Origin of the sequence: Epilithonimonas zeae (genome assembly GCF_900141765.1) — a bacterium.
GTDB lineage: Bacteria > Bacteroidota > Bacteroidia > Flavobacteriales > Weeksellaceae > Epilithonimonas > Epilithonimonas zeae.
The window spans coordinates 2,353,243-2,368,845 of sequence record NZ_FSRK01000001.1; the positions used below are offsets into that span (position 1 = coordinate 2,353,243).

The 15,603-nt window shown below is 38.3% G+C and carries 10 protein-coding genes; 1 reads left to right on the top strand and 9 read right to left on the bottom strand.

Annotated features, from left to right (window positions below):
- Positions 1-9 precede the first annotated feature (9 nt).
- The gene (locus BUR19_RS10800) at positions 10-2,385 is read right to left on the bottom strand and encodes a glycoside hydrolase family 127 protein (protein ID WP_074235645.1); all 2,376 of its coding nucleotides are present in this window, start codon (positions 2,383-2,385) and stop codon (positions 10-12) included.
- 542 nt (positions 2,386-2,927) lie between these two features.
- Between BUR19_RS10800 and BUR19_RS10805 the strand changes: the two genes are divergently transcribed.
- Positions 2,928-3,614, top strand: a complete 687-nt coding sequence (locus tag BUR19_RS10805; RefSeq protein WP_074235334.1) for an NUDIX hydrolase — start codon at positions 2,928-2,930, stop codon at positions 3,612-3,614.
- Between the two features lie 2 nt (positions 3,615-3,616).
- On the opposite strand, the gene BUR19_RS10810 is transcribed toward BUR19_RS10805, so the two are convergent.
- The 8 genes from BUR19_RS10810 to BUR19_RS10845 form a co-directional block, all read right to left on the bottom strand.
- The gene (locus tag BUR19_RS10810; protein ID WP_245799056.1) at positions 3,617-5,527 is read right to left on the bottom strand and encodes a DUF294 nucleotidyltransferase-like domain-containing protein; all 1,911 of its coding nucleotides are present in this window, start codon (positions 5,525-5,527) and stop codon (positions 3,617-3,619) included.
- Positions 5,528-5,529: 2 nt separating this feature from the next.
- The gene (locus BUR19_RS10815; RefSeq protein ID WP_074235335.1) at positions 5,530-6,174 is read right to left on the bottom strand and encodes a 3'-5' exonuclease; all 645 of its coding nucleotides are present in this window, start codon (positions 6,172-6,174) and stop codon (positions 5,530-5,532) included.
- Between the two features lie 71 nt (positions 6,175-6,245).
- A complete protein-coding gene (locus BUR19_RS10820) occupies positions 6,246-7,973 on the bottom strand; it encodes a sodium:solute symporter family transporter (protein ID WP_074235336.1) in 1,728 nt (575 codons plus the stop codon).
- Between the two features lie 3 nt (positions 7,974-7,976).
- Complete coding sequence (locus tag BUR19_RS10825) at positions 7,977-9,137, bottom strand: aldose epimerase family protein (RefSeq protein ID WP_074235337.1); 1,161 nt, start codon at positions 9,135-9,137, stop codon at positions 7,977-7,979.
- 20 nt (positions 9,138-9,157) lie between these two features.
- Positions 9,158-10,654 carry an L-arabinose isomerase gene (gene araA, locus BUR19_RS10830; RefSeq protein WP_074235338.1) on the bottom strand — a complete coding sequence of 499 codons (1,497 nt, stop codon included), beginning with the start codon at positions 10,652-10,654 and terminating at the stop codon, positions 9,158-9,160.
- Positions 10,655-10,732: 78 nt separating this feature from the next.
- Positions 10,733-11,431 carry an L-ribulose-5-phosphate 4-epimerase gene (locus BUR19_RS10835; protein ID WP_074235339.1) on the bottom strand — a complete coding sequence of 233 codons (699 nt, stop codon included), beginning with the start codon at positions 11,429-11,431 and terminating at the stop codon, positions 10,733-10,735.
- Between the two features lie 216 nt (positions 11,432-11,647).
- The gene (locus tag BUR19_RS10840) at positions 11,648-13,345 is read right to left on the bottom strand and encodes a ribulokinase (protein WP_074235340.1); all 1,698 of its coding nucleotides are present in this window, start codon (positions 13,343-13,345) and stop codon (positions 11,648-11,650) included.
- Between the two features lie 226 nt (positions 13,346-13,571).
- Positions 13,572-15,545 carry an alpha-L-arabinofuranosidase C-terminal domain-containing protein gene (locus tag BUR19_RS10845; protein WP_074235341.1) on the bottom strand — a complete coding sequence of 658 codons (1,974 nt, stop codon included), beginning with the start codon at positions 15,543-15,545 and terminating at the stop codon, positions 13,572-13,574.
- Between the last annotated feature and the right edge of the window lie 58 nt (positions 15,546-15,603).

Sequence of the window (15,603 nt, forward strand, 5' to 3'; positions counted from 1 at the left end):
AGTTTATTTTTAGTTTTTATCTGGCATTTGGGTCAGCAATCTTACCTCGATGATTTTCGGTGTAAGCGATTTTTCATTTGTATTAAATTTTACATTAAGAATCTCTTTCCTACTTTCAGATTCAGGAATCGGGATTAATAATGATTGTGGAGAGCCACCCATTTTTCCGTCGAAATTTTTAGAAATTGCTTTTTTTCCATTGATTTCTACATTTAAAGTTCTGTTATTGTTGGCATCAAAATAAATAAGATAAAGGTACTTTGCATTCTTATCTTTGTTTCTCATCTGATAGCTGAACCAACCTTTTGCCTCACGGAAATGGCGGTCCTCCATATAACCGGTGTTGGAATCTTTACTGTCGATGAAATGGTCGGATTCCGGCTGCTGTTCTCCTAACTGAATTTTATCAGTTGTGATGTTGTCCAGTTTTCTGATTTCCTCTTCTTCTTTGGCTTTTTGTTTCTGAATCATTTCGATTTTATCCTGATTCGCCTGCGGAAAATAAATAATATAACGTTCTTCCTGAATTTTATAAAACGGAACCAATTCTAATCCGTTACTGAACTTATTCTGAGGATACAAACCTTTTAATCTGAAAGTCAAATCCTTATCATTCACCGTTTCCAAATGGCTTAAAACCGAATCTGAACTTCCCAAAATGGCAGGAATTTCATTCAAAGGAATTTGTGGTCCGTGCGCGATATGTCCGCCTCTGCTGTCATCAGCGAAAAGTCCGTCCTGATTTTCTTTTCCGTATCTCGCAGCCAAAACAATCGGGCCATATTTAAACGCAAAATAGTCCGAATGATCAGGAAGCTGCTCTGCGGAAAGATGCATCGGCATTTTCATTTCGATAACATCTCCTTTTTTCCATTTTTTATTAATGGTAAAATAGCCTTCGGCATCAACCGGAACATTGATATTTTTACCATTGATTGAAATTGTAATTTCAGAAGCATTTGCCCATTCAGGAGATCTTAATTTTAAATTTATATTTGATTTCGGAGCAACATCAAAAACTAATTTTGTCGATGGATTTTCAGGGAAATTATTTTCCTGTCTCAAAACCAATTTCTTTTCAGACCACTTTAAAATGGAAGGAATAAATAGATTCACGTATAAATCTTCATCAGAATAAGCATAAATCATTTCACCGTATTTGGCGTGATTTTCCATTCCCGAACCTACGCAGCACCAAAAGCTGGTTTCCGGCTGGGAATAAACCCTGTAATGGCCGGGACGCATCGGCGTGAAATAGACAAAACCGCCTTTTTCGGGATTTTGGGTGGAAAGAATATGATTGTACAAAGCTCTTTCGTAATAATCTACGTAAGATGATTTTGGATTTGTCACATACAATTCTTTGGAAAGTTTCAGCATATTATACGTATTGCAGGTTTCGGGACCTTCGATACTTTTAATCATTCCGCTGAAATCATTGATGGGATTGAAATGCTCGCTCACACTGTTTCCTCCGATAATCGCTGATCTTTTTTGCGTGACATTCGTCCAGAAAAAATCGGCAGCATTGCTCCATTCTTTATTATTTTCTAAATCTGCAATTCTTTTGAAACCAATCACTTTCGGAATCTGTGTATTAGCGTGGATTCCTGTGAGTTTGTCTTCACCATTCAGCAATGGGTTTAAAATGGCGAGATGTGAAAAACGATGGGCAAGCTTGAGGTATTTCGGATTTTTTGTGATGTCGTAAACGTCGGCAAAAACTTCATTCAGACCGCCGTGCTCGCTGCGCAACATATCCTGAATCTGTTCATCGGAAAGTCCGGAAACTTCATCAGCCATCCAATCCGTGAGTTTTATCAGCATTTTTTTTGCTTTCTCACTATCTGCATACCAATAGGCATCGCGCAAACCTGAATAAATCTTATGAATATTATATAAAGGAACCCAACGGTCGTTCAAACCGAAAGTTGCAGCACGAATGTTTCCATCGGCAATTTCCTTCCAGATTTTTTTACCGTTCGGAACACCTGAAAGATAACCGTTTTCTGAAAGATTCTGGCAACGTTCCAATTCATTAATCATATAATCCAAACGCTGCTTGACTTTTGGATCGCCTGTGGAAGCATACATTAACGCCAAAGCTGAAATGTAATGACCGCCGATATGACCGTCAAGCCCAGTATTTTCCCAATTGGGATAGTTTTCTTTTTTAGGTTTCAGTCCTGCTTCTTTTAGATAAGGTGCAAGAAGTCGGTCTGCATCCATCGAAAGGATATATTTTTCATCGGTCTGCATTGCCTTGCTGAAAACACTTTTGGACAGATGAACCTTGTTAAGCGGAAAGTAGCTAACATTTTTCTTTACCTGCCCAAAAGCAAGCGAAGTAAAGCTTAAAAATAATATCAGTGATTTTTTGTTCATTAATAAATGTCTATTCAACATTTTTAAAAATAAAAGAAAGAATCAATATGGCAAAGAATTTTGCAGAATAAGCCGATAGAATCAAAAAAAAGTATATTTTAAAGTCTTAGAAAAAAGCTAAAAACAGCAAAGACTTATCATAAAAATTAAGATTATTAAAAATCACGATAATCAGAACCATACGGCTAAATCGCTTGTATAAAAATGAATACGGAATACCGAGTGAAGGCGTCAGTAATTTATATAAATAACTTATCGTATTTTTAAGACTAAGCCTTGACTATAGTTTTTGGGTAAATTTAAAATGAAAGGAAACTTAATTTTAACATATTTTTAACGTTGAGTTCATCTGTTTTTAATGTTTTTAGTGAATAAAATGTAAGCTTCAGAGCTAATAATTGCTCCCAAAATATTAAGGTAAATGATGAAAATTGGATTTTTTAAAAATAAAAAATAAAATAAAGTGTATAAAATACATTTATGTGGTTTCAACTGTAAAATCAACGCCTAAAAGCATTAACTTTGCATAAAAATTATAATCGATGACACAAGACTATTCTCATTTTCCACGACATCTGGTAGCTGTTGACTGCATTATTTTCGGGTTCGATGGCGAAAATCTTAAAATCCTTCTGGTACAAAGGAATTTTGAACCGAAAATGGGAGAATGGTCATTAATGGGCGGTTTTATCGGGGACGAAGAAACCTCTGATGAAGCGGCACAGCGTGTCCTGAACACACTTACCGGACTGGAAAATATCTATCTTGAACAGCTTAATTCCTACACTCAAATCGACCGTGAACCGACGGCGAGAATTATGTCGATTTCATATTATGCACTGATCAATATTGAAAAAAATATTCAGATCAATGAAAAATATAGCGCAAAATGGTTTGACCTGCAGGATTTTCCGACCTTAATTTTCGACCATAATGAAATGGTGAAAGATGCGGTTCTGAGGCTGAGAAGAAGAGCATCTACAAGACCTATCGGTTTTGAGCTTCTGCCGGAAAAATTCACGATGAAAGATCTGCAGACTTTATACGAAGCCATCTTCAACGAACAGTATGACAAGCGGAATTTCATCAGCAAAATCAATGCGCTGGATATTCTTGTGAAAACGGAAGGAAAAGATATGAGTTCGTCTAAAAAAGGTTCTTTTCTTTACACTTTTGACGAAGAAAAATACAATAAGAAAATTGCGGAAGGATTTATGTTTAAGATTTAAACTTAAAAACTTCCTGTAAACTTCACTTTGATTCCCAGCTGGAAATTAGCAATGGTTTTAAAAATTTCGATTAAAGTGACACGCTCTATTTTGGTAAGTTTACTGATTTCGATATAATTATCAGGATGCTTTTTATCAATATTGATCTGGTTTGCCTGATTTTTTAGCCGAAGTGCCATCAGATAATAGTAAGACTGATGCATTTCATTGTATTGCTGTTGCGTGAAAACTCCTATTTCCGTCAGTTTTTTCATTCGTTCGCCGGTATTCTCTATTTCCAACTGGTTTTTCAACGCATACACACGGAGTAAATCTACAATTGGCGACATCGCAGTTTTGATATCAAAAACCTCTGATTTCCCGATGGTCTGGGTTTTAATTCTTTTGAGAAAAGTCAAAGGCGGTTCGTACTGTAGAGCATTTTTAGCAATATGAGCAAAAAACAGCTGATTGGGCGAAACCAATTTTTCCTTAATAAAGGTTTTCAGTTCTTTCACAATATTTTCTTCACCATAAATAAAACGGAAATCGAAAAAAGTGGAAAGCTTCATTGCGGTTTCCGGCACCGATTCTTCGATCCATTGGTTGTAATTTCTTTTCCAGTGAGAAAGAGAATGAGTCCATTTGGGATTGCTTGCCATAAAATTTCCTTTGCAGTATTCAAACCCAATAGTATTGAGATCATCCGAAACTTTTTTGGCAAAATCCAGAAAATATTCCCTTACCATTTCACGGTGTTCATTGGCTTTATCCTCGTAGATAATTCCGTTGTCCTGGTCTGTGCTTAGAGTCTGTTCTTTCCGGCCTTCGCTCCCGGTCACGATAAACGCAAATTTTGCAGGAGGTTTTCCTATCTGCCTGATAACTTTTTCTATTACTTTTCCTGTTATTGTATCAGCAATTGTTGTGATGACCTGACTGGCAATCTCCCCGTGCACTCCCCTTCCCAATAATTGAGTAATAATATCCGGAACCTGTTTCCATTTTTTCTTAAGTTCTTCTACACTTTCAGCCTGTTTTACAGATTGTATAAAAACAAGCGGACTCTGCCCTTGCTCGCTCAACAGGCGATTTCTGCTCAGAAAACCTACATACTCGCCATTATCTTTTACAAGAAGATATCTTGATTTAGTTTTAAACATCATCAGAACCGCTTCATAAAGATAAGCGTCGATTGAAATACTTACAATGGGATTATCCATCACCTCATAAATTGCAATTCTGGAATCCAGGCAGCGGGCAATAACATTATCTCGCAAGGTAATATCTGTCGCATAGCCGATAATTTCCTCATTTGCTGATTTTTTCACAAAGATGCAGCTTACTTTATGAGTTGCCATCATTTGAGCCGCCTCAAAAACAGGAGTATTTTCTTCGCAGGAAACGATACTTTTGTAGGTAATTCCTTTTATTTTTCTGGAATAAAGCTGGTCGGCCGCAAAATAACTTTCTTCAAACGTTGCAGGGGTTTTCACAAAATGAGAAAATTCTTCATCCAGCATTTTTTTGCCGAAATCTGATGTAAAATAGTGGAAAAAGTCTTCATACGCGTTACACAGCTCGTAGAATTCCTTTTTTGGCAATGTATAAACAACAGTTCCCTTTTTGGCAATCGCCGATTTCAATGCACGTATTCTGTTCAGAACCACAGATATTCCCCCAAAACAATAAGGCGAATCGTGTATCGAAATACATCTTTTGTTTTCCGCTGCATCGAAAAAAAATGTTTCGTATTCTCCGGATTCAATAATGTCTACCCCTCTCATTTCCGTCACTTCCTGACGATAGACCAACGTATCTTTAGAAAATTCCGTTTTTGTGAGCGTTTCTGAGATTTCTGCAAGAACGGTTTCGGGTAAAAGGTGAAAAGGTTCTGTTATTTTTAAAAGTGAAATAATTTTTTCCTGCATCATAGTTATTTCATTTTATGGGTTAAAAACTTTAAACCGGATTCGATTTTCTGATGAATATTCTGAAAGTCAGCTTCTGAAATCTCTCCCCTTTTCCGGATTTCAAAAAAACATTTTGCAGTTATTTCTGCATCGATCATCGCATTGTGGAGATGTTCCATTTTTTCATTAAAAAGAAACTCGTAAAGCTGAGGCAGTTTAAAATAATCAGCTTCCGGATTAACAGCATACCCTTTACTTTTAAGCATTGTGCAGTAGAAATGACTATGCAGAAAAGGATTTTCCAGGTTTGCCCTGTAAAAATCGGCGCTTAGTGTGTGAATATCAAACTCTGTAAAATGTCCCGTAATCAATGGTTGAAATTCTTTTATATCCGTTGAAAGCTTTTCTAAAACCAACGTTCTTTCCTGTCCGTTTTTACTTAAGAATTCTTTGGTAATACCGTGGATTTTCAATGACTTCGAACTGATTTTCAAATCCTCATTAAAAATATAAAAATTTTCACGTTTAACTTCCTGGGCATTTTCGTCATAAATAACCCAGGCCACCTGAACTGCGGAAGGCCAATTATCTTTCTCAGAATAAGGCAGACTCCATCGTTTCGGGATTCCCGTAGTTTCGGTATCGATGAAAAGAAAATAGGTTTTCAAAATACAATCAAAATTATAAAAAAATAAAAAAGGATGCCTCAAATGACATCTTTTTTATAATACCTTAAAATTTACCAAAATCTCACGTAAAGTGCAGTTAATAAAAGTAACGTTACAACAATTAAAACCAATGTTCTGTTATCCACTTTGAACATTGATGCATCGATTGCAAATGCTTTCGGGTTCACTTTCGGTCCTACAAGACTTATCAGGATCATTGCTACAATCGTGAAAAAGAATGACCAGCCCATATTAATCAGGAACGGAATTTCAGTAATGGTATGAACTACACCATTTTCCAGTTTTTCATAAGTAAAAGCTGTGTATAGCCAAGTTTCTTTTCCGAAAATTTCCACAGCAAAACTATTGAAGAAAATTGCCAGAACAAATCCTAAAATTACGCCTACCAAAGCTGCAGTTCCGGTTGTTCTTTTCCAGAACATTCCTAAAAGGAACATCGCAAAAACGCCCGGACTGATAAATCCTGTATATTTCTGAATGAAAGTAAATCCACCTTCACCACCGATACCTAAAACATCTGTCCAGGTAAATGCCAAAGCTACAAACATTGCAATAATAATCGCCCATCTTCCGGTTCTTACCATTTGAATTTCCGTCGCATCAGCCTTCAAATATTTTTTATAAATATCTAATGTGAAAATCGTTGAGATACTGTTTACTTTTCCTGCCAGTGAAGCAACGATTGCTGCCGTCAAAGCTGCTACAGCAAGACCTTTCAGACCAACCGGTAAAAAACCTAATATTGCAGAATATGCTCCGTCTTTCACTCCGTTAAAACCAGGTAAGTGACCTTTCGTATACAAAACGTAAGCCGCAATTCCCGGAAGCATTACGATAATCGGCATAAATAATTTAAGGAATCCTGCGAATAAAATCCCAGTTCTCGCTGTTTTCAAATCAGCTCCCAGAGCTCTTTGTGTGATGTACTGGTTACAACCCCAATAATTTAAATTAACAATCCACTGTCCTGCAAAATACATTGCTAAGCCCGGAAGGACAACATATTTCTGAACGTCCAAATTTTCAGGCATTGCTAAAGTTGTCGTTGTTTTAACCGGTTTTTCAAGCATTAATTTGAAATGTTGTGGTGCTTCGTTCATCAAGGTCTGAAAACCTGTCAAAGCATTTCCTACAGCCGCTCCGTTGATTCTCTGGTCAACAATCTGAAGTGCCATATAAACCGTAGCAAAACCTCCGATAATTAAAACCGCCACCTGAATTACGTCGGTGTAACCGATTACTTTCATTCCGCCAAGACCGATTAATAATGCCATTAAAAGCAATCCAATCATAATGATATGAAGATGACCGCCGCCCAACAGCGTATCAATAGCCAAAGCTCCTAAATAAAGAATGGAAGTAAGGTTGACAATCACATATAAAAACAGCCAGAACACCGCCATAATCAGGGAAACCGATTTGTTGTAACGGGTTTCCAAAAATTGCGGCATCGTATAAATTTTGTTTTTAAGATAAATCGGAATGAACCAAATGGCAATAATGATGAGCGCCAATGCTGCAATCCATTCATAAGCTGCCACTGCTACGCCGACGAAAAACCCTTCACCGGACATCCCGATGAACTGTTCTGCCGAAATGTTGGAAGCAATCAAACTCGCTCCAATCGCCCACCAGGTTAGTGAACCTTCCGCAAGGAAATAATCTTTACTGCCTGTTGCTGCTGATTTTTTTTTGTTATAAATCCAGATTCCGTAACCGGCTACCACCACAAAATAAATCAGAAATATAATGATATCAATAGTTGCTAAATTTCCCATACTTTATTGTTTAACTGAGAATTTGTAAATTGTTTTCGACTGGTATTTTTGTCCCGGCTTCAGTTCTGTAGAAGGGAAAGAAGTCTGGTTTGGTGAATCCGGAAAATGTTGTGTTTCCAAGCAAAAACCTGTTCTGAATTCATTTTTTCCGCCTGTCTTTGTATCAAATTTTCCATCCAAAAAGTTTCCGGAATAGAACTGGACGCCCGGTTCATCCGTCAAAACTTCCATTACTCTCCCCGATTCCGGGTGGTAAACTTTGGCAATGCTTCTCAATCCGCTTCCGTTCAGAATCCAGTTGTGGTCGTAACCTTTTCCTTTTTTCAGTTGGTCGTCATCAGCATTGATGTCTCTTCCAATAGCTTTTGAAACTGTGAAATCGAATGCACTTCCTTTCACGGCTTTTTGTTCACCTGTAGGAATCAAAGTTTCATTTACCGGTAAAAATTTATCTGCATTAATCTGCAATTCGTGGTCAAGAATGGTTTTTGAAAAATTCCCTGAAAGATTGAAATACGAATGCTGAGTCAAATTCACCACAGTCGGTTTATCGGTTTCCGCTTCGTAAAAAATTTCCAAAGCGTTGTCGTCCGTCAAAGTATACAAAACCGTTGTCGTTAATTTTCCAGGATAGCCTTCTTCACCGTCTGCGCTGGTGTAAGTCAGTTTCAAGGTTGGGAACTTGGCATCTTTCACCGATTCGATATTCCAGAATTTGGTATGGAATCCTTCTTTTCCGCCGTGAAGACTGTTCAGACCGTCGTTTTTGTCGATGTCATACGATTTACCTTCCAAAGTGAATTTGGCATTGGCAATTCTGTTTCCGTAACGACCAATTAATGCTCCAAAATAGTAAGGATTTCCGTTAAAATAATCTTCAGGTTTGGTAAATCCTAAAACAACATCTTCGTATTTTCCGTTTTTATCGGGAGCAGTAAGTGAAGTGATAATTCCACCGAAGTTAATGACTTCCACCTTCATCCCGTTTTTGTTGGTTAAAGTGTATTTTTTGATAGAATCCCCCTTTGATGTGACTCCGTAATCTGAAACCTGTATGTTTTCCATTGTTTCCGGTTGAGTTTTTGATTGATTTTCTTTTTTATTGCACCCGAAAATACATAAAACGGCAAAAAGAATTATCAAGTTTATACTTGTTTTTCTCATTTTTTAGAAGTTTTGCAAGTTTAACGATAATATATTTCATTCCAGCGAAGAGTGTTCTTAAAATCACGGATTTTTGTATCTTCATCAATAACAAGCGATTCGATACCTGCAATCTCCGCAAAATCTTCCAATTGTTCCACGCTGATATTCTCACTGTAACACGTGTGATGCGCTCCACCTGCCAAAATCCAGACTTCAGCTGCCGTGTACAGGTCAGGAAGCGGTTTCCAAAGAACTCTCGCAACAGGAAGTTTTGGCAATTCTTCGGTAATTTCCAACGCTTTTGTTTTATTGATTAAAAGTCTGAAATGATTTCCGAAATCCATCAAAGCGGCATTTAAAGAATCGATATTTCCTCTTGAATTGAAAACCAAACGAACCGGATCAGCTTTTCCGCCAATTCCCAATGGATGAATTTCACAAGATGGTTTGTCAATCGCCAAAACAGGGTCAACTTCCAACATATGCGAACCTAAAATCGAAGGATTTGAAGGATTTAAATGATATGTATAATCTTCCATAAAGGCATTTCCGCCTTCAAGGCCTTGTCCCATCGTTTTCATCGCACGAACCAAAGCGGCAGTTTTCCAATCGCCTTCTCCGGCAAATCCGTAACCTTTTTGCATTAATCTCTGAACGGCAATTCCTGGCAATTGTTCTAAACCGTGAAGGTCTTCGAAAGTATCGGAAAAACCTTTGAAATTTCCGTCTTTCAGGAATTTTTCTAAACCTAATTCAATTCTTGCAGCAACTTCCAGAGATTTTCTGTTTGAACCTCCGGAAAGAAGGGATTCTGCCATTTTGTATGAAGCCTCATATTCTTCAATTAAGGTTTTGATTTCGCCATCACCAATTGAATTGACAACGCTTACCAAATCCCCGATTCCCCAAGTGTTTACCGAAAAACCAAACTGGGTTTCCGCTTCTACTTTATCTCCGTCGGTAACGGCTACAAATCTCATATTATCCCCAAAACGGGCGAACTTTGCACCTTGCCAATCATCCCAGCCTGCGGCAACTCTACTCCATTCTCCAATTTGTTTCTGAACTCTTTCTTCAGCCCAATGTCCTACGACTACTTTTCTGTTTTTACGCAGACGGCTTACCATAAATCCGAACTCCCTGTCGCCGTGCGCTGCCTGATTAAGGTTCATAAAGTCCATATCCATCGTAGCCCAAGGAATATCCTGATTGAACTGTGTGTGAAGATGCAACATTGGTTTTTGTAAAGCGGTCAGTCCGCGAATCCACATTTTTGCGGGTGAGAATGTGTGCATCCAGGTTACAATTCCGATGCAGTCTTTTGAGAAATTGGCGGCAGTTAATGTTTCGAAAATTTCTTCTGTTGTTTTTACCGTTGGCTTTAAAATAACTTTTACAGGAATTTGTGAAGAAGCATTGAGTGCTTCTACGATTCTTGCTGAATGTTCCGCAACCTGAGCTAAGGTTTCAGGTCCGTATAAATGCTGGCTTCCGGTAATGAACCAGATTTCTTTTGTATTGAGAGGTGTTAACATATATTTAGTTGATGGTTTTTGGTTGATTGTTGATTGATTTTAAAATCTAGATGCTAATTGCCAAAAGCTAATAGCCGTTTACTGTCCGTAATAGGCGTTTTTGCCGTGTTTTCGTTCGTAATGTTTTTTGATGAGCGAATCTTTAAGGCGTGGTGCATCCGGGTTGATTTGTTTTGTGCGATACGCCATTTCTGCAATGGTTTCGAGAACTTTGCTGTTGTAAACGGCTTTGTCTGCATTTTTACCCCAGGTGAACGGTCCGTGATTTCCTATGAGTACCATTTCCACTTCTTCGTAAGACAAATCTTTTTCTTTAAAACAGTCGAGAATCTGGATTCCCGTATTGTATTCATAATTTCCTTCGATTAAATCGTCTCGCATCGGCGGTGCGCAAGGAATATCTGTTGTCAGATGGTCTGCGTGGGTCGTTCCGAAAATCGGGATGTCCAACTGTGCCTGTGCCCAAGCTACGGAATAGATGGCGTGTGTATGTGAGATTCCGCCGATTTTGTCCCAGTTTTTATAGAGATAAGCGTGGGTTTTGGTATCGGAAGATGGTCTTAAATTTCCTTCAACGACATTGGCATCGTAATCTAAAATCACGATGTCTTCTGGTTTCAGTAATTCGTAAGGAACACCGCTCGGCTTGATGGCAAATATTTCTTTGTCACGGTCGACGGCGCTTACGTTTCCGAATGTGTAAACGACCAGCTTCAATGCATCGAGCTGCATATTGGCTTCGTAACATTCTCTCTGGAGTTCTTTATAGATGCTCATTTTAGTTTTATTAAATGATTGAAAGATTAAATGATAAAAAAATTATTTGACTGTCTTTACTTCTGTTACAGCGAATTGCACGCAGCCCGGCTTGAACGGAGCTCTTTTTGTGAGGAGGCACGACGAGCAAAAAAGCGGGAGTGGAAGACGGATAAAGCTGCCATAAAATCTTTGGTTATTAGTTGTTATTTTAAAATTGAATGTGATTTCTATCAACTACAAACTGTCAACTATCAACTTTTTCTTTAATTTGACATTATTTTCTGTGAAGTCTGCAAGAATCTGATACTGGCTCATTAATTCTGCATATTTTTCCACGTGTTCTGTCTGCGGGAAATATTCTGCTTCGAAATCGGAACCCATTTTCTGGCTTGCGTCTTGGACATTCGGATAAATTCCTGCTGCAACGGCTGCGTAAATTGCGGCTCCCAATGCCGGAGCCTGGTCGGATGCAGCTACGACAATCGGCATATTCAGGACGTTTGCCAAGGTCTGCATAATGAACGGTGACTTTCTGGCAACACCGCCAATTCCAATTACTTTTTCTATTTTCACACCTTCTTCTTCGAAACGGTCAACAATTTTTTTGGACCCGAAACAAATGGCATTCACCAACGCTTTGAAAATATGTGGCGCTTTTGTTCCGAGTGAAAGATTGCTGATAGCAGCTTTCAGTTCCTGATTGGCATCGGGCGTTCTACGTCCGTTCACCCAATCCAATGCGATAGGAACGGCTTCGGAAAGAGGAATTTTTTCGGCTTCTAAAGTAAGATTTCGGATGAGATTGTGTTCTATTTCTTCCTTTAATTGTTGTTTTTGATTGTCATCGATGATATTAGAATTCATCAGAATATTTTGCGTCGGCCACATCAGAATGTCTTTGTACCAGGCCAGCAAATCTCCGAACGCAGACTGACCAGCCTCAAGACCCATCAATCCTGGAATAACCGAACCATCTACTTGTCCGCAGATTCCTTTGACCGTTTTGTCTCCGATAATTTCGTTAGGTGCAACCATAATATCGCAGGTTGAAGTTCCCATAATTCTAATGAGCGTATTCTCCTCCACTTTTGCGCCGACTGCTCCGGAATGGGCGTCGAAAGTTCCTACGGCAATCACTGTGTTGGTTGTCAAGCCTAGTTTTGCTGCCCATTCTTGATTTAAATTTCCTGCAACCTCATCGGAAGTGTAAGTTTTATCGTACAATCTGTCCCGAAGTTCAGCTAAAGACGAGTCTAACTGACCAAGGAAATCTTTTGACGGCAATCCGTTCCACGATTCGTGCCACATCGCTTTGTGACCGGCCGCACAACGGCTTCTTTTGAAAGTTGTCAAATCCTGATGGTCGGAAAGTAGAAATGTGATATAATCGCAATGTTCCATCCAGCTGTAAGCCCCATTTTTCACATTTTCATCAACTCTGTTGATGTGGAGAATTTTTGCCCAAAACCATTCGGAGGAATAGATTCCGCCTTCAAATTTGGTATAATCTTCGCCGCCCCAATTTCTCGCCAAATGGTTGATTTCCTCGGCTTCTGAAATTGAAGTATGGTCTTTCCACAATACCATCATTGCATTTGGATTTTGTTCGAATCCGGGAGTCAGAGCCAATGCAATTCCTTCTTTGTTTACCGGAAGCGGTGATGAACCAGTGGTATCAATACAAATGCTGACAATACTTTCGGGTGCTACTCCACTTTCTTTGACAACATCGGAAATGGTTTTTTCCAAGCCTTCAATATGATCTAAAGGATGTTGACGGAATTGATTTTGTTCCGGCTGGCAAAATTTTCCTTCTTTCCATCTTTGGTAGTAGTTTACGGATGTTGCGAGCTCAGCTCCGTTTTCTGTATCAATCAAGACAGCACGAACGGAATCTGTTCCATAGTCTAATCCGATAACATATTTCTTCATTGTTGCGATGAATTAATTTTTATTAATTTTTATTTTGGTAAACCCTTTACTTCGGCAGTCTCAGCACAAGCTTGGCTCAGGGTGGCATCTCTAATACTAAATGTCTAGGTTGAACGAAATCGTTGCATTTCTATTAAGAGATTTAAACAAATATAAATTTTTATTTTAAATAAATGTAAATATTACACTTATTTTTTATTTTTCTTTTATTGATGGTATTTAACAGCTATTTTATCTTTAAAACAACGAAAGAATTGGGTGGGATTTGAACAGAAAATTTCCCTTTTTTGATCACAGAATTCTCTTCCAGAGGTTTTATGTTTTCTGTTTCAAAATTATTTTCACTCGAAAGTTGTGAAGCTGTTAATGTTATTTTGGTCAGTTTACTTCCTATTTTGATGTTTTTTGGATTGATTTCAATTGATTTTTCGTGAGAATCTGTATTGACAATTTTAATGATTACTTCATTATTTTCACTGTCATTCACCGCCGATGCAAAGAGTTGATTTTGACCTTTTACAGCATTCCCGTTTTCAGAAATTTTAATTAAATCGGTTCCTTTATTATTGGAAAATAATTTCTGAACATAATAATTTGGTGTCGCATACGACTGGAGATTATTGAACCAAATTAAATCCGGTGTCCATTGCCACCCGTCTGCGTGGGCAAAAAGCGGTGCATAAGAAGTCATTGTGACAACATCTGCATTTCTTTCCAATCCTGTCATAAAAGCGGCTTCTGAAAGTGCGGTCTGCCAATTGTTTTTATTATCTGGTTTCACTACACCCACTGATTGTGCGGCATATTCTCCGGCAAAAACTTTCGGACCGGACCGGTCGTAATCGTCATATCTTCCGGCATTTTTTGTAAACCATTCGGGCGAATTGTAATAATGCTCATCGACAATCTGTGCATTGAGTTTTTTGAGTTCTTTCCAGCCGTATTCAAAGAATTCTCCGTCGGGCGACGGTCCACTTCCTGAAATGATTTTAATATCAGGATATTTGGAATGAATGGCTTTTTCAAAAATCTTGTAACGCTCGATGTAATCTTCTCCCCACTGTTCATTCCCAACACCGATATATTTCATATTGAATGGTTTCGGATGTCCCATTTTAGCACGAATTTTACCCCATTTTGTATTTTCACTTCCGTTAGCAAACTCAATTAAATCCAAAGCATCCTGAACGAAAGGATTTAATTCTTCCAAATGAACCAATTCAGCTGTGTTGAACTGGCACGCCATTCCGCAACTTAGAATCGGTAATGGTTCTGCTCCCAAATCTTCGGAAAGCTGGAAATATTCATAAAAACCTAATCCGAAAGACTGATAATAATCGGGAGTGAGACGATGGTCAAATCCGGAACTCCATTTGTTGATGAGATATTCTCTGTCGGCAACATTTCCCAATGTTTTTTTCCATTGATATCTTTCTGCAAGTGTTCTTCCCTCGACAATACAGCCACCGGGAAAACGTAAAAATCCAGGTTGCAAATCATATAATTTCTGAACCAAATCTTTTCGCAAACCACCTTTTCGTCCCTTCCAAGTGTCTTGCGGGAAGAGCGAAATCATATCCATATTTACCACGCCGTTTCCGGTAAAAGTGATTTGAAGTTTTGCTTTTTCAACTGTTCTTGATGGAGAAAAAACAGCCGTATATTTTTGCCATCCTTTTCCTTTAATGAGAATGGGAACTGTCGAGATTATCTTTCCGTTTTCATCAATCAGACTTGCGTTGACGGCAGAAATGTTTCCGGATACATTTTCCAAGTCGAAACTAAAATCATACTTCGAGTTCTGATGAAGTCCGATTCCCCTGAAACCTTCATTTCCCAAAATATAATTTTTATCATTGTAAACGGTGATTCTTGCGTAGTTTTTATTGGTTTTAGAATCGTCAGAATAAATCGTCAGAAACCCGGAATCTAAATTCGGAGAAAGGGTTTTCGTATTTTGTTGTTTCCAGCCCGTTAATGGTTCGTCAAATTCAAAACTCCGGTTTTTGATGAGTTCGGCATAAATACCGCCATCGGCTGCAAAATTGATATCTTCAAAGAAGATTCCGTACATCGTTGGTTGGATTTTGATGTTGGTAGATGTTCCGTCCAAATCTAAAGTAAACTTTGAGGTTTGTGCCGATGAAAATGCAACGCAACCTGAAAGAAGAAGGGTGAAGATTTTATTTTTAGTTTTCATTGATACTATTTTTTGATTGTTCAAACAGACACCTCGACTATGCTCAGTGTGACATATC